This is a genomic window from Methanolobus mangrovi, from assembly GCF_031312535.1.
Classification (GTDB): domain Archaea; phylum Halobacteriota; class Methanosarcinia; order Methanosarcinales; family Methanosarcinaceae; genus Methanolobus; species Methanolobus mangrovi.
Genome location: NZ_CP133594.1, coordinates 2,409,608 through 2,424,523, shown reverse-complemented (window position 1 = coordinate 2,424,523; position 14,916 = coordinate 2,409,608). Strand labels below are relative to the sequence as shown.

Below are 14,916 nucleotides of genomic sequence, written 5' to 3'. Positions count from 1 at the left end.
ATTTTTAAATGAATTATGTCAGGAGATAGATATGAGCAAAGTTGCAGTGATCGGATCAGGCAATGTAGGCGCTACCACAGTTCAGAGACTTGCGGAACTTAATATTGCAGATATCGTAATGGTTGATATCGTTGAAGGACTGCCACAAGGCAAAGCACTGGACATACTTCAGGCTGCACCACTTGTGGGTTATGATGTAGATGTAATCGGAACCAATGACTATGCAGATATCTTTGACTCGGACGTTGTGGTGGTTACCGCAGGAATTGCACGTAAACCCGGAATGGAAAGGGACGACCTGCTTGCAACGAACATAAAGATAACGCAACAGGTATGCGCAAATATAGAAAAATATGCACCTGATGCTATTATCATGACAGTAACAAATCCTCTTGACATAATCACCTATGCTGCACTTAGATGCACACAGTTTGACAGAAACAGGGTATTCGGCATGAGTGGACTTCTCGATTCAAGTCGCTTTGCATCATTCATCGCAAAGGAGATGAACTGTTCTGTGAGGGATGTAAATGCAATGGTGTTGGGCGGACATGGTGATTCAATGGTCCCGCTTCCTAAATATACCACTGTGGCGGGAATACCCCTGAACAAGCTTATGGACGAGAATACTATCAGTAAAATAGTAGACAGGACCATAAATGCAGGCGCAGAGATTGTCGGATATATGAAGAACGGTAGTGCTTTTTATGCACCTTCCGCAGCAATTGCAGCTATGGTCGAAGCCATACTCAAGGATACAAAGAGGATAGTACCTGCTTCCGCATTTTTGAATGGAGAGTACGGACAGCATGACATATGCCTCGGTGTGCCTGTAAAGCTTGGAAGAGACGGTGTCGAAGAGATAATCGAACTGGAACTTAGCAGCCAGGAAATGGAAGCCCTGCAAATTTCCGCCAATGCAGTCAGAGAAGGGATTGAAAAGATTAGTCCCTGAGTGAAGCTTTAAAGATGTCATTTACATACGAAATTGCCGACTTACATACAAATATTCATATATAAGTAAAATAAAAGAGGGTAGGGATATCATGCGTGCAGACATAACTTCACTTTTCGGATTAAACGTTTATACTGACACAGGTACGTACATAGGGAAAGTAGCTGACCTTGTGTTAGATGTTGACGAAAGGAAAGTCCGAGGACTGGCAATCTCCGACATCAATAGAGATGTTTTTGATGTTACTTCTAAAGGAATTATTATTCCTTACAGATGGGTCATTACTTCAGGAGATATAGTACTTATCAGAAATGTTGTTAACAAATTCAAGAAGCCTAAAAAAGAGAAAGTAGAAGACTGATCCATGAAAAGGCGAGAGATCTATTCAGATCTGCGTTGTGTACCGCCTGTAATCGTGCGCATTGATGGAAGGAATTTCAAGAATGCGCTATCACGCATGGGATTTGAAAAACCCTATGATAAAAGGTTCACATCTGCTATTGTTGATTCGATAGAATGCTTTTTTAAAAAGAGCGGATTGAGCCCTGTTTTTGCTTATACATTCTCGGATGAGATCAGTTTTCTGTTCAGGGATAATGCTTTTGAAAGCAGGATAGAGAAAATTGATTCCATAGTGCCTTCTTTCATCAGCAGTGCTTTTACAATGTTCCTCAAGCCAGAGGAGCCAATATCTTTTGATGCGAGAGTAATTCCCCTTCACGAAGAGGATATTCAAGAATACCTCGTCTGGAGGCAGGATGAAGCATGGCGCAATTGCATCAACTCATACGCATACTATACCCTCCTATCCGAAGGAATGGAGGAAAAAGAAGCCGCCATGCACCTGAAAAAGAAAAAGTCCCCAGACATGCATGAACTCCTTTTTGAGAGAGGGATCAATATATCAAAAGTCCCCGCATGGCAAAGGCGTGGGATAATGGTACTTAGAAAAGAGATAGAAATAGAAGGTTTTAACCCTCACCTAACTGTGAAAACAACAAGTACCCGGACAAAAGTGTTCATTGACCGGAATATTCCGTTGTTCAGCTCCGAAGAAGGGGAAGCATTTATTCAAAAGATCCTTACCCCACACGTGAGTGAATAACGCAAGAAAAAGCATTTAAAGAGGGATGTGTTTATACAAACCACGATTTATAAGGTGAACCTATGGATAAACTTGAGCTTATTAAAAGAAATGTGCAGGAAATAGTAACAGAGGACGAACTGAAAAACCTTCTGGAAACAAAAGAACACCCCACTGCCTATGTAGGATATGAGCCAAGTGGTAAGATCCATATGGGACACGTACTTACAGTCAATAAGCTCCTTGATCTTCAGAATGCGGGTTTTAAGATTACGGTACTCCTTGCGGATGTGCACGCCTACCTCAACAAGAAAGGAACACTTGAAGAGGTTCGTGAGGTTGCTGATTATAATAAAAGATGTTTCATTGCCCTGGGACTTGACGAAGAGAACACGAATTTCGTATATGGCTCAGATTACCAGCTTGATCAGGAGTACATACTCAACGTCCTCAAACTGACACGTATCACGACCCTGAACAGGGCAACACGGAGTATGGATGAAGTAGGACGTAAAATGGATGACCCGTCGGTATCCCAGATGGTCTACCCCATTATGCAGGCAATAGATATCGCAATGCTTGGCGTTGATATCGCAGTTGGCGGTATTGACCAGAGAAAGATACACATGCTTGCAAGGGAAGGACTCCCAGCACTTGGATTTAAGGCACCCCTGTGCATCCATACACCAATTCTTCTTGGACTTGACGGCGAAAAGATGTCATCATCAAATAACAATTTCATATCTGTTGATGATTCCGAAGAAGACATTAAGAAAAAGATGAAGAAAGCATTCTGCCCGGCAGAGGAAGTAAATGACAACCCCATAATGGAACTGTTCAGATACCATATCTGCCCCAGATATGAAGAGATCGTTTTTGAGAGACCTGAGAAGTTCGGCGGTAACCTTGTCTGTAAAGGATACGAAGAACTTGAACAGGCATTTGCATCAGGACAACTTCACCCCATGGACCTGAAGAACGGTGCTGCAAAGTATATGAACATGATACTTGAAGTTGTCAGAAGTGTAATCTAAAAGATATTATATCTTTATATAGCAATTTATATATGAGGTCCGCAAGAATATAACATTAAAAAAGTAAAAAGGGGATTTGGATGAAATATACATTTCAGGACTCAACAGAATTACCTTTACAAAGAGATTTTATTCAGGACCTTAACAATTTCATAGAAATGGCGAAGAAGGTCCTTCCACTTGAGAATTCCGCTATTGAGCTTAGCGAGGAAGAATCCAGCGAAATATCATCCCTTGAAGCAAGGATCAAGGAGATCGATAGCTTCAGCAAGGATATACAGCAATATGTAGATGAACGTGCAAAAGGTGCGGAAGACAAGGAAATACTTGAATGTCGCAATGCTGTCATCGATGCCTGTATTGAAACCGGCAACCGCGGACTCAAGGAACTTAACCAGAAACTGGAGCAGATAAAGCGCCAGTCTGAAAGTGGAATATACAAGATTGAAATGGACCTGCTTAACAACCTTAATCCTCTTTTTGAATCAGGCATTTATGGTGCAAACAAGGCATATTCGGTTTCCATGACAGAAGGTGCATTAAAAGGAGTGCTCAAAGCATCTTTTTCCGGGATGGAATACACCTGTGACCTGACCTATGCTCATGAGATACTCACTATCAGAGAGGTTTACGGGAATTTGTCCCTCCCAACATGGACAAAAGCCGGTATATTCTCTAAAGAGAACAAGGTTAAAATGATAGATGTGTCAGAATACACCATCGCTTCCATGAACTATGATGGCAACAAGCACGTTGACGTAAGCTTTGAGAACAAGAAAGGTGACCAGAAATTCAAGATAACTTCTGACAATGACACATACCAGATATATCACGGAGAGTTTGATGTAACTTCTGATGAAACACTCCTCAAATCAGTCCAGGTGGACAACGTTGCAGGCCTTGTAGATGATCTGAAAAAGTATATGGAAATGTTCATCAAATACCAGAAACTTACGCAGATATTGCTTGATGGAAATGATGCCGTGCGCAATAACGAGGTATTTGACTGCCTCAAGCTCATTGCCGAACAATATGGGGATATTGTAAGGGAATCACTCGACAAAGGATATGTCAAGAACGAGATAACCATCAAGGTCGAATCATCCGATGGCACCCGTACTGAGAAATATATCACCAAGGAAGAAGCCTTTGACCAGCTCGCTGAACTTGGAAGCGAAGGTCTTGAACTGGCAAGCATACTTGGTGTAGACTGAATGCAGCAAATGCTGCAATCTTTTTTTATTTTTGATTTATATTCATATTCAACTAATTAAGAGGGATATTTTTGGACCGTTCCATTGCCGATATCAGGGAAAAACTAGAGAAAAAAGAAGCTGTTGTAATGACAGCACAGGAAGTATCCGAACTTGTAGACAGGGGAGAGAGCATTACCACAATGGATGTCGATGTTGTCACAACCGCAACAAGGGCAATAATGAGTGGAACTTATGCCCTCCTGTCATTTCCTGTAAATTCCCCCCTCTGTTTCAAGAGAGCTTCAAAGGTCCTCCTGAATGGAGTTCCTGCACATGTGGGACCATGCCCCAATGAAAGCCTTGGAGTACTTGACCTGATAGTATTCGGAACAGCGCACTCGACCCTGGAACACAATTATGGTGCCGGCCACCTGTTCAGGGAACTGGTTGAAGGAAAGAACATAGAGGTTTCTGTTGTCACTGATGAGAATGTATCCTTCAAAAGTGAGATCAAACTGGAAGACATGCCCTATGCAAAACTCTATGCAACCCGCCATGCCTTCAAGAACTACGCAGCTTTTGTCAACTGCTCAACCGAACCTGTCAATACAATATTCCATGCTACACAGTTCAGCCCCAGCATGAACGGTGCAACACTTTCCGGATGTGGAGAGATAAATCCAGTCCAGAATGACCCAAAAATGGAGACAATAGGCATTGGAACACGTATGCTTATGAATGGTGCCGAAGGGTTTGTCATCGGAGAAGGAACACGCAGCAGTCCCGGGAAACCGAACCTTACCGGAGTTGCAGACATGCATGGCATGGACCCGGCACTCATGGGAGGTTTCAAGACATCTGCCGGACCTGAGTGCATCGCCTCATGGGCAATTGCAATACCTGTCACAAGTCAGTCAGTGCTTGATGCGGTCCTGAAAACAGACAAAGACATCCCCATGGTTGTGAATGATGTCGATAAAAGGGTCATGATAGGCAGCAGCACATATGCCGATGCATGGAAGAATACAGACCCCACAGTTATGTTCAATCCCGAAGTGTGTCTCAATTGTGAGGTATGCAAACCCATCAGAGATTGTCCAATGGAAGCAATATACCTCCAGAATGACAGAATGATACTTGACAGGTACTTATGTTTCAATTGCGGACTCTGCTCCACTGTCTGTCCGGGAGAAGTGTTCACTGCAAAACTCGGAACCCTTCACTTTGAGAAGGATGCAAAGCAGTTAAAGATCCCAATCGTACTCAGACAATCTGACCGCAAAAGATCAGAAGAACTGGCTGAGAAATTAAAAAAGAAAATAATAGATGGCGAGTTCAAAATCAACGAGATGGTTGAGAAGATATATCCATAAACCTTTTCAGGATAACTTCAGGAGTCATCTCGATAACCGGAGCTTCAGTATTGCCCGGTTCCGCTTTTACTACAATTATTCCTTTATCCGTGGATCTAAGGGTTTCCCTCAGGTCCTCGGGATTAGCTACCACGTAAACATTCTTGTTTCCAGCGCCTTTTGCAACCGCTGCAAGGTCTGTGTTCTTTGATGTGGCTGTTGGCTGGTTGCCGGTTGAACCATAAGCACCGTTGTCAACAATGACCAGAAGGTAGTTATCCGGCTCCTGCGACGCTATTGTTGCAAGAGTTCCCATGTTCATCAATATGGAGCCGTCTCCTTCTATCGTAATGACCTTTTTATCCGGCCGGGATAATGCAAGACCAAGACCTATGGAAGATGCAAGTCCCATGGAACCCAGCATGTAGAAATTTGTAGGAACATCACAAACATGATGTATCTCTTTACATGGAATACCGATGTTACCGATTAGCAACGCCCCACTTTCCTTTGCCTTTGCAGCGATCTCGTTTATGGCATCTATACGCTTCATGCCTGACGCCTCCAGAAAGGTATGGGCAAAAGTACAGCTACAGGTTTTTTCTGTTCAGATGCCACATTCCATGCCTTCACAATAATATCTGCCGGGTCGACCCCTTTCTCCGGCAGGAAATAGGGAATATCCATTGTCTCAAGCAGTTTGGGAGTTAGCTCACCCATTGGTACCTGGGCAACTATTGGTTCACCTTCAACACCCCTGTGGCTCATTATCATCAAAAGTGGGATGCCATAGAGCATGTTGAGTGAAGCAAGAGCATTGATAGAATTACCAAGACCCGAGTTCTGCATAAGCATTGCTGGCTTTTTTCCGCCCATATAAGCACCTGCACATACGCCCACGCCTTCCTCCTCGCGGGTCACAGGCAGATGAATGATATCATGAGCTTCATCCACCATAGGAATAAGTTCCTTGAGATTGGCACAGGGCACGCTGACAATAAAATCAATTCCAGCATCCTTGATTCCTTTGAATGTGGATTCAGAAGGAGTAGGAGCAACTGATAAAGATTGTGTCATGTTATCACCATACTTTGAGGTCTATTGCCTCGATACGAACGTTCCTGCCTTCCACACCCACGACCATGCCGGAGTGGACCTTCTGCATCATGCAGTATTCAGGAACGAACTTCACAGTCTGCCCAACTTTCGGGATCTTACCTTTTGCAATCTTGCCATCAAAAGCAAGTATCATACAGAGACCTACATCCTTGAATTTGAAATCGTCATTTCCAAGCCTGTGTAGTGGCCCTACAAGATGGACCGTGTAGATGGCACCCGGAATCATGTCGATGACTTTCGCAAAATGAGTTACAGGGCATCCAAGTGGCCTGTAGCGCAGGATGTCACCTATTTCTACTTCCACTGAGCCGTCAAAGGGATGGATATCTTCCCTGCATGAGCATTCATCTTTAAGAGGAGCAAGCGTGAAGTCTGCTTCAAGAGCATCAATTATTCCAATTATCTTTTCATCTTTGTGAACATCTTCACCCAGGAGAGTCAATATCTTTTTCACATTGTCCTGGAAATTGTCGCGGGAAAGGAAAGGACATTTTTGCAGATCATCCGAGTTTTTGAGTTCAGCGGCAAAATCCCTGCACTGGCGATATCCACAGCTTCCGCAATTATAACCCGGAAGCAGTTTTTCTATCTCGCTCATAAGTTATTCTCCCTTGTATTCCATAAATCCGTCAAGGCGCCTCAAAACACCCATGTGGTGTTTCCTTGCAACACGGGTTTCCCCGGTACACAGGGAACATATGGCAAGAGGAGGGTTATAGCGCAGAACCATGTTATCGCAAACATCCGGGCCCAAACGTACCGTTTCTGCAAGTTCGAATGCACCTTTTCCCGTGAGACCATTGGCCTCCACGATCTTACACCCGGGATTCACCTCAAGCACACGTTCCCTGAAAACCTCACGTTCTGCCTGGGATACAAGGTCACCTTTTGTCGTGACAACTACATCAGCAGTAGTCAGAAGGGGACCAACCTTCAACGGCGTGTTGGGGCCTGTGGTTACATCAATAACACATACTGCAAGGCACTCATCGGGGTATGGGGCACAGCGCAGGCAAAGTCCGGCTGTTTCGCTAAACAGGACATCTGCGCCTTCATCTTCGGCCCATTTGAGCATTTCATCAGTGTTATAAATGGTAAAATGGTCAGGACACATGTCCTTGGCAAGACCCACATGAACCGGAATATCCAGTTTCTTGAAACGCTGGTCATCATCTGTCCAGAGACAATCTACTTTGACAACAGCTGGATTTTTACCATGTCTTATGAGAGCTTTTATCGTGTGAAGCAGAACTGATGTCTTCCCGGAACCCGGCGTGCCGGCAACTACTACCAGTTTCATGCAATGCCCTCAACAATATCGCCGCGCCGGATGGTATCCCTGAGAGACATGAGCCAGTTATCTACCTCGGTGATCCTTCCACAGACATCCTGCTCCTGCTGGCTTGTGGTAATAATATCCACCATGCCACCGTTCCTGATGACTATCCTACGGGAAGACATCAGAGCAAGTACCGGGTCATGTGTGACCACTACAACGATCTTACCTTCGCCTGCAAGTAACTGGAGAGCTTCCTGTTTTTTTATCCCTGCGTTCTCTACTTCATCAATAAGCACCACAGGAGAATCACTTATCACTGCGATGTCCGCGGTCATGAGCGATCTGGACTGACCACCGCTAAGAGCTGTAAGATGGTGATGCGCGGCAATAGGTTCACCTGTAAGGGTGTTTGCAAGCTCTATAACCCTTGCAACAAGGCTTGTGTCCTTTCCCCTGCTGCGTGCGTGCATCTCCAGGAATTCCTCAACCGTCATGTCAGCAAGGAAATGCATGTTCTGGGATAACTGGGCCACGAGTTTCTGACGAGGATCCACACGTATATCCGCATCTGGTTTTTCACCATTGATAAGAAGTGTCCTGCCTGTCGGAGTGTCACCCTGTGCAAGCTGCTCTATGTCATCGATAAGCGTACTCTTTCCAGAGCCTGTGGGACCGACAATACCCACGATCTCGCCACGAGATATTTCAACTGACCTTATAGGTTCATCAACGCCGTCCTTGTTGACACCGCCAATTATAGTAAGATTCAATATTTCAGTCATAATAATGCACCAAATAATTCTGCTGCCTTTGTTACTACCTTAGCCTCTGCGTCTTCGTCCTTTGCTGATACCGTAAGGGAAACAGGTAGTTGTTTTAATTCATAATCCTGCATCAATCGTTTTTGACCGCCGCCTGTGATATTCAGGACAATTTTTTCAGTTGATTTGACATTACCGGCTTTTACAGCCTGCACCAGTGAAGCGACTGCAACTGCAGCAGCAGGATTTATGTCTATACCCTCGGATCTCTCAAAGAGTTCCTGAGCTTCAGATGCCTCTTTGTTGTTTACTGCATAGAGGATTCCGCCTGTTGCTTCAAGGGCATCTTTTACACCGCCTTTTATAGCAAATGGAGGTTTCCGGTTAAAGAGAACATCATCATACATTCCTTCGGGACATGCAGCATCTACTGCATCAACATCATTCCAGAGAGAATATAGCGGAGCACACGGAAGATTCTGACCAAGCTGGAGTTTTGGCAAAGTGTCTCCAAATCTTCCATCCTCAAGTAATCTCATGGATGCTTCCCATGCTGATATACCGCCTGTGCCGCTGCCAACTGCCTGGAAATAATGAGCCGGCAGTTCATTGGAAGTAAGGACTGCATCCAGCATTACAGTGCCCATGCCATCTCGTCTGGCAACATTCTTAGCACCACCCTCATTCACAAAACCTTCTCTGGATGCCAGCTTACCCGCAAGGGATATTGCATCGAAATAGTCGCCTTCAACCGTAACAAGGCATACTGAGTGATTATCATCATGTAGCGTCCACAACCTGTGGGCGCTGTCCTTAGGAACTACAAGAAGCAGAGGCTGGCCCGTTACACTGCATGCATGAGCAAATGCCCTGGCAGTATTGCCTGCGGATGCCACTACGATTATTCTTTTATCCCCCTGTTCCCTGAGTCTCTGCATGGTGGGGAACGATTCAAGGTCCTTGAAAGTGCAGGTCATAATGTATGCATTCTTCTCAGGCCAGTAACCGTTAAAAGCGATCCACAGATCATCAAGGCCAAGAGCTGAAGCAAGGTTCTCACTCTTATAAGTGACAGTTCTTCCGGAACCTTCTTCTATGATACCTTCTGTGGGCAGCCAGTTGTAATATCTCCAGATACCAGGCATATCAGTTGGCATCAACTGTTTTGCTGTGTAATAAGCACGAAGAAAAGAATCATCACCCTTTTTGCAGTTCAATGAATAAGGGTCGTGAACTTCGCCACACAGCAGGCATTTCACACTGTACTTGTTCATATGACAAATGTGGCAAGAGCGATTATAAAAGTTATCCTTTTGAATGGACTATAGTCCTTATGAGGGTGAAATAAAAGATAATAACGTACAAAAAGGACAATGTCAGGGGTATTCTTAATAAAAATATTGGAAAACTCAGCCTTTGTTTTCCAGTATTTCGTGATAGATCTCTTTACCTGCAAAATTACCCATCATGTAGAAATTACGAACTTCGGGCCCAAGTCCTTCTATTATGTGGTCAATTGAGTTAAAGCTCTGGGATAATTTGTCAGCCTGTCCATCCGTAATGGAAGCCCCTTTTTCAGCCTCAAAATAATCTTTGAGAATTCCATCAATTACTCCCTTGAAATGCCAGTCCTGGACTGTTGAAGGAGTTATAGCAATAGATGTTTTATACAATTTGAGTACATCACCGTGCCTTCCAAGTCCGGTCAATGCAATCAATTTACCTGAAAGTGACTCGAGTGATTTTGGACTGCTCTCAAGCAGACCTTCATAAATTGAAAGAGCTTTCTCGAATTCAGACAATTTGTTCAAAAGCATACCACGGTGGTTTTTCACCTGTACATCATCAGGAAACTTGTCTTCAGCTTCACCCAGATAGGTAAGTGCTTCTTCATTCCTATCTACCATTTCCAGAACCATGGAGGCCTGTAACAGCCGATCCTTTTCATCCTCTATCTGCATGATGAAAGCTTCGGCAAAACCAATGCCTCGTTCGGTCTGCTCCATCCCGTGATAGGTAGCAACTATCTGGAGAAGATGCTCCATACTCGGAGTCTCACGGAAAAGTTCCTTCAGACTGCTCATGTTGTCTGCAAGCATGGCCTTCATATCGGCTTCAGTATTTTCACCCATAAAGAGTATATTAGGAGATGGGTTTTAAAAACTTACGAATGCTGCCCTTCAAGAATATCATACAGGTACTTTTGTAGTATTGCGTGGTTCTCCAATACAAGGTCTGCCTCAGATAATATAGCAGGAGAAACATACGTCGGCACACCTATGCAATAAAGACCTGCCTTTTTTGCAGATTCAACGCCCATGGGTGCATTCTCTATAACGATGCACTCATCCTTTGCAATGCCCAGCATTTCAACAGCTTTAAGATAAGGTTCAGGATATGGTTTTCCATAATGCACGTCTTCACCTGAAACCACAACATCAAAGATTCCCGGGAAGAACTGATCCATAAATGATTCAACTGTAGCCTTTTCAGAACCGGTAACAACCGCCAGCCTGAATTTATTCTTAAGAGCACTTAGACAATCTTCCATGCCATCAAATGCTTTCACATTGGCAATACTATGGAATATCTCGATTTTCCTTTGCAGGATCTTTTCGTACATCTCCGGTTCAAAATCCCTGCCTGCCTTCTGGAAAAGCCATTGCAGGCCAAGCCTGTGATTGGCACCTTCTATTTCATAGATATCAGCAGGCGTAACATTGACACCTACTTCACTGGAAACCTGCATCCATGCCTGCGCATGATATGCCATGGAATCGACAAGTACACCGTCCATGTCAAAAATAAGGGAACTTAACATGGACTGTAATTACCTCCATACGCGATAAATCTTATGTGACAAATGAATTCATTCAACAGTACTGTTGTACCATCTCTGGGGCAGCTTGTAATCCAGTGTGTCGCTATAGCTGGATGGAAGGAAGAACTCAGTACCCCTGTCATCGAGAGAAGCTGCAAAACTCGGATCAATGGAATCCAGCTTCTCTTTTGTTGCATCTGCTGTGACGGATTTACCGATACGGTACAATGCGAACTGTTTGTTGTAGAGGGCAGATGCCGAGTTCGGATCGATTGCCAGTACCTTATCATAGCATTCCACCGCAGCATCAACATCTCCAAGGATATTGAGGATGAAACCTTTGTTATACCAGGCAGTGGTGCATGAAGGGTCAAGTTCCAGCGCCTTGTCGTAATAATAGATGGAACCGGTATAACTGCTCCTTAGATACGACAGCATTCCTAGGTGATACCATGCGGAAGCACTGGTTGGATCGGAGCTTGCTGCCATCTCAAATGTTGATGAAGCACTTGCAAGGTCACCCATCAGATAATACGTGAAACCTTTGCTGTTCAATGCCTTGGTGTTGCCAGGCTCAAGTTCAAGGATGATATCATAAGTCGCAAGCGCATCCTCATATCTTCCCAGATTCTCATAGACTGAGGCTTGTCCAAACATTGCAATGGAATCTGCAGGAGTAATGGCCAGTACCCTGTCATAGAAACTCAGTGCCATTTCATACCTTCCGAGATTATCGGCGGCACTGCTCTGTAATTTAAGAACCGTAACGTTTGTAGGGTCATACTTCAGGACATTGTTGAAAGCATCGATCGAACGGTCATATGTTCCAAGCTGGTATGCAGCATAGCCAGCCTTGTACCATACATCAGTATTCTGGGTATCTTTTTGCAGTATGACCTCATAAGACCGGAGAGACTCAGAGTACATTCCCAGATTATCGTAAGCTGAAGCCTTAAAGTAAAGAGCATTATAGTTTGCAGGTTCTTTTTGCAGTACCCTCTCAAAGGATTCAATTGCCAGTTGATCGTCTCCATTATTATAATGTGAAAGACCCTTGCTATACCAGGCCTCTGAATTATCTGGGTCTATCAGTACTGCCTTTTCATAAGAGGCAACAGCATCCGCATAATTTCCAAGCTTATCATAAGACGATGCCATACTTGTCCAGGCCTCTGCAGAATCAGGATTGAGAAGTATAGCTTTCGTATAAGAATCTATAGCAAGCTCTGGCATAGACATACTCTCAAAGGAAGAACCCCTTGAAACCCAGACTCTGTCATAACTGATAACATCACCAAGTATTTCAGCATCATCCAGATCATTGATGTTGTCATTTGAGAACGGATTTGAAGTATACCATATGAAGAGGTCCGAACTGAAAACGTCATCATCCATTACACCGAACAATGTGGATGTTGTTGGGTAATATGAAGCTGAACCGTTCTTGTTCCCGAGTAAGTCCTGATTTACATTTAACTGGAATCTGGCAACAGAGTGGGTTGGGTTTAACTGAAGCACCTGTTCATAGGAAACTATAGCTTCATCATATCTTCCAAGTTCATGTAGTGCATTGCCTTTCCGCAGCCATGCATCCACAGACTCAGGATGTAACTCGAGTACCTGTTCATAAACCTCAACAGAATCATCATATTTTCCCAGATTATCCAGATCCAGAGCCCTGTTGTAAAGAGCTGATGTGAAATTGGGTTCCAGCTTTGCAGCCTTTAAATATGCTTTTTGTGCGTCACTGTACTCGCCAAGCCGATCATAATCCAGAGCAAGGTCATAGTAAACCCTTGCACATGAATCATCGATCTTCAAAGCTTTCTCGTATGACCCAACGGCTTCATCATATAGCTCAAGACTATCGTATGAATTGGCCATTTTATACCAGAGCATTGGGAAATCCGGCTCAATGGCACCTGCATTATCAAACGCCTCGATTGCATTTTCATAATCCGCCATTTTGTAGAAAGCAAGACCTTTGTTGAACCACAGCAAGGCAGAATCAGACTCGAATTCAGGAGTGTTTCCGTAACAAACGGAAACTTCCATGGGCACACCAAAAAGATTGGCTCCGGAACCAAATGACTCTACTGACGTACTGTCGGGTCCAAGCTTCAATGCCTTATCATAAGCTTCTATAGCCTCTGCGTATCTCCCCATTTTATTGAGGACATTACCCTTGCAGCTCCATGCATCTGCATTTTCAGGCTCATAAATGAGAACCTGGCCATATGCTTTCAGGGCAGAGTCATAATTCCCAAGCTGCTCATAGACTTTTCCTACCTTGTACCAGGCATCAACTGCATATGGATCCACCGTGAGGATTTTATCATATTGCTGCACTGCAAGTTGAAACTGACCCAATGCCTCAAGATCCTGTGCCTTGTTATAATGCGCATTGAGATTCCCGGGTGCAAAATCCAGAGCTCTGTCATAAGCGGTTATAGCATTCTGAAAATCACCCAATTTGTCATAGGCAAGTCCTTTTCCATACCAGTAAGCAGCATTATCAGGTTCTATCTCAAGTGCTTCATCATAAACACCTATGGACTCATTGTATTTGCCAAGATCATATAAGCTGGCCGCATGTCTTGAAAGTTCAGTAGAATGTGAATTAGCAAAGTCCAGAATGAGATCATAATAGTAAAGGGATTCATTGTGCCTTTCAAGAGCTTCAAGTGACAGGGCTTTCTGATACCAGACACTTGGAAGCCGGGAATCATAGGTTATATCATTTATTTCGTATCCCTGAGAAGCGTCCAAAAAGGTAAAAAGACCGATGTCAAAGATTGGCTCGTAATCGGAAACACTTTCATTTGAGAGCAATTGGAGGGACCTGTCATAATAGACGAGTGCATCTTCATGGTTGCCCTGTCGGGACAGAGACATACCTTTTTTGAAAAGAGCTGCGGAGGAATCCGGATATCTGGAAAGTACACCATCGTATGCCTTTGACGCTTCACTGTAGTCTCCCATCAGGAAAAGTGTTGAACCTTTGTTATCCAGTGCCTGAATATAATCAGGTTCTGTTTCAAGAGCTTTATCATAATAAAGAAGAGCTTCATCGTATGTGCCATTTTCAGTCATAGAGACTGCTATTGAATTCATACCCCTGGCTTCCTGCCCCAGACTAACAGCTAAAGGGCAGAGAGGAGATAACATCAATAAGAGGATTATATATATGACAGGATTTTTAAAGACCATGACATTACCTGATAGTAATAATTGAGCACTAACACTTATGAATAATAATATAGGATTTTGAAGTATTTACAGATATTGAATATAAATTTTACAAATATAATGCAT

General features: G+C 43.8%; 15 protein-coding genes. 6 read left to right on the top strand and 9 right to left on the bottom strand.

The window, feature by feature from the left end; translation table 11 throughout:
* Nucleotides 1-31: 31 nt before the first annotated feature.
* From mdh to RE476_RS11770, 6 genes are all read left to right on the top strand, one after another.
* Complete coding sequence (gene mdh / locus RE476_RS11795; RefSeq protein ID WP_309307833.1) at nucleotides 32-955, top strand: malate dehydrogenase; 924 nt, start codon at nucleotides 32-34, stop codon at nucleotides 953-955.
* Between the two features lie 91 nt (nucleotides 956-1,046).
* Nucleotides 1,047-1,316, top strand: coding sequence for a PRC-barrel domain-containing protein (locus tag RE476_RS11790; protein ID WP_309307832.1), 270 nt, complete (start codon nucleotides 1,047-1,049; stop codon nucleotides 1,314-1,316).
* Between the two features lie 3 nt (nucleotides 1,317-1,319).
* Entirely contained in the window at nucleotides 1,320-2,060 is a 741-nt protein-coding gene (locus RE476_RS11785) for a tRNA(His) guanylyltransferase Thg1 family protein (protein WP_309307831.1), read from the top strand.
* A 62-nt stretch (nucleotides 2,061-2,122) separates the two neighbouring features.
* On the top strand, nucleotides 2,123-3,073 hold the full coding sequence (locus RE476_RS11780; protein WP_309307830.1) for a tyrosine--tRNA ligase: 951 nt from the start codon (nucleotides 2,123-2,125) through the stop codon (nucleotides 3,071-3,073).
* An 80-nt stretch (nucleotides 3,074-3,153) separates the two neighbouring features.
* Complete coding sequence (locus RE476_RS11775; protein WP_309307829.1) at nucleotides 3,154-4,287, top strand: hypothetical protein; 1,134 nt, start codon at nucleotides 3,154-3,156, stop codon at nucleotides 4,285-4,287.
* A gap of 71 nt (nucleotides 4,288-4,358) precedes the next feature.
* Nucleotides 4,359-5,642 carry a methanogenesis marker 16 metalloprotein gene (locus RE476_RS11770; RefSeq protein WP_309307828.1) on the top strand — a complete coding sequence of 428 codons (1,284 nt, stop codon included), beginning with the start codon at nucleotides 4,359-4,361 and terminating at the stop codon, nucleotides 5,640-5,642.
* Here RE476_RS11770 and comE read toward each other — a convergent pair.
* The 9 genes from comE to RE476_RS11725 all read right to left on the bottom strand — a co-directional run bounded on the left by comE (nucleotide 5,611) and on the right by RE476_RS11725 (nucleotide 14,811).
* Nucleotides 5,611-6,174: a sulfopyruvate decarboxylase subunit beta gene (gene comE, locus RE476_RS11765; protein WP_309307827.1), complete on the bottom strand. Its 564-nt coding sequence runs from the start codon at nucleotides 6,172-6,174 to the stop codon at nucleotides 5,611-5,613. The genes RE476_RS11770 and comE overlap by 32 nt on opposite strands.
* Nucleotides 6,171-6,698, bottom strand: coding sequence for a sulfopyruvate decarboxylase subunit alpha (gene comD, locus RE476_RS11760; RefSeq protein WP_309307826.1), 528 nt, complete (start codon nucleotides 6,696-6,698; stop codon nucleotides 6,171-6,173). The genes comE and comD overlap by 4 nt, the downstream gene beginning before the upstream one ends.
* Before the next feature lie 4 nt (nucleotides 6,699-6,702).
* Nucleotides 6,703-7,338 (bottom strand): (Fe-S)-binding protein, encoded by a 636-nt coding sequence (locus RE476_RS11755; protein WP_309307825.1) that lies wholly within the window; start codon nucleotides 7,336-7,338, stop codon nucleotides 6,703-6,705.
* A 3-nt stretch (nucleotides 7,339-7,341) separates the two neighbouring features.
* Nucleotides 7,342-8,040: a GTP-binding protein gene (locus RE476_RS11750; RefSeq protein ID WP_309307824.1), complete on the bottom strand. Its 699-nt coding sequence runs from the start codon at nucleotides 8,038-8,040 to the stop codon at nucleotides 7,342-7,344.
* Nucleotides 8,037-8,801, bottom strand: coding sequence for an ATP-binding cassette domain-containing protein (locus RE476_RS11745; protein ID WP_309307823.1), 765 nt, complete (start codon nucleotides 8,799-8,801; stop codon nucleotides 8,037-8,039). The genes RE476_RS11750 and RE476_RS11745 overlap by 4 nt, the downstream gene beginning before the upstream one ends.
* A complete protein-coding gene (locus RE476_RS11740; protein WP_309307822.1) occupies nucleotides 8,798-10,054 on the bottom strand; it encodes a cysteate synthase in 1,257 nt (418 codons plus the stop codon). The genes RE476_RS11745 and RE476_RS11740 overlap by 4 nt, the downstream gene beginning before the upstream one ends.
* A gap of 135 nt (nucleotides 10,055-10,189) precedes the next feature.
* The gene (locus RE476_RS11735) at nucleotides 10,190-10,912 is read right to left on the bottom strand and encodes a tetratricopeptide repeat protein (protein ID WP_309307821.1); all 723 of its coding nucleotides are present in this window, start codon (nucleotides 10,910-10,912) and stop codon (nucleotides 10,190-10,192) included.
* Between the two features lie 32 nt (nucleotides 10,913-10,944).
* Nucleotides 10,945-11,601 carry an HAD family hydrolase gene (locus tag RE476_RS11730; RefSeq protein ID WP_309307820.1) on the bottom strand — a complete coding sequence of 219 codons (657 nt, stop codon included), beginning with the start codon at nucleotides 11,599-11,601 and terminating at the stop codon, nucleotides 10,945-10,947.
* Nucleotides 11,602-11,649: 48 nt separating this feature from the next.
* Nucleotides 11,650-14,811 carry a tetratricopeptide repeat protein gene (locus RE476_RS11725; RefSeq protein ID WP_309307819.1) on the bottom strand — a complete coding sequence of 1,054 codons (3,162 nt, stop codon included), beginning with the start codon at nucleotides 14,809-14,811 and terminating at the stop codon, nucleotides 11,650-11,652.
* Nucleotides 14,812-14,916 lie beyond the last annotated feature (105 nt).

Bases quoted from the DNA above. Each gene is read 5' to 3' on its own strand.
- comD (WP_309307826.1), bottom strand. From the start codon at position 6,698: ATGACACAATCTTTATCAGTTGCTCCTACTCCTTCTGAATCCACATTC.
- RE476_RS11750 (WP_309307824.1), bottom strand. From the start codon at position 8,040: ATGAAACTGGTAGTAGTTGCCGGCACGCCGGGTTCCGGGAAGACATCA.
- RE476_RS11780 (WP_309307830.1), top strand. From the start codon at position 2,123: ATGGATAAACTTGAGCTTATTAAAAGAAATGTGCAGGAAATAGTAACA.
- RE476_RS11740 (WP_309307822.1), bottom strand. From the start codon at position 10,054: ATGAACAAGTACAGTGTGAAATGCCTGCTGTGTGGCGAAGTTCACGAC.
- RE476_RS11730 (WP_309307820.1), bottom strand. From the start codon at position 11,601: ATGTTAAGTTCCCTTATTTTTGACATGGACGGTGTACTTGTCGATTCC.
- RE476_RS11790 (WP_309307832.1), top strand. From the start codon at position 1,047: ATGCGTGCAGACATAACTTCACTTTTCGGATTAAACGTTTATACTGAC.
- RE476_RS11785 (WP_309307831.1), top strand. From the start codon at position 1,320: ATGAAAAGGCGAGAGATCTATTCAGATCTGCGTTGTGTACCGCCTGTA.
- RE476_RS11775 (WP_309307829.1), top strand. From the start codon at position 3,154: ATGAAATATACATTTCAGGACTCAACAGAATTACCTTTACAAAGAGAT.
- mdh (WP_309307833.1), top strand. From the start codon at position 32: ATGAGCAAAGTTGCAGTGATCGGATCAGGCAATGTAGGCGCTACCACA.
- RE476_RS11725 (WP_309307819.1), bottom strand. From the start codon at position 14,811: ATGGTCTTTAAAAATCCTGTCATATATATAATCCTCTTATTGATGTTA.
- RE476_RS11735 (WP_309307821.1), bottom strand. From the start codon at position 10,912: ATGGGTGAAAATACTGAAGCCGATATGAAGGCCATGCTTGCAGACAAC.
- RE476_RS11755 (WP_309307825.1), bottom strand. From the start codon at position 7,338: ATGAGCGAGATAGAAAAACTGCTTCCGGGTTATAATTGCGGAAGCTGT.
- RE476_RS11745 (WP_309307823.1), bottom strand. From the start codon at position 8,801: ATGACTGAAATATTGAATCTTACTATAATTGGCGGTGTCAACAAGGAC.
- comE (WP_309307827.1), bottom strand. From the start codon at position 6,174: ATGAAGCGTATAGATGCCATAAACGAGATCGCTGCAAAGGCAAAGGAA.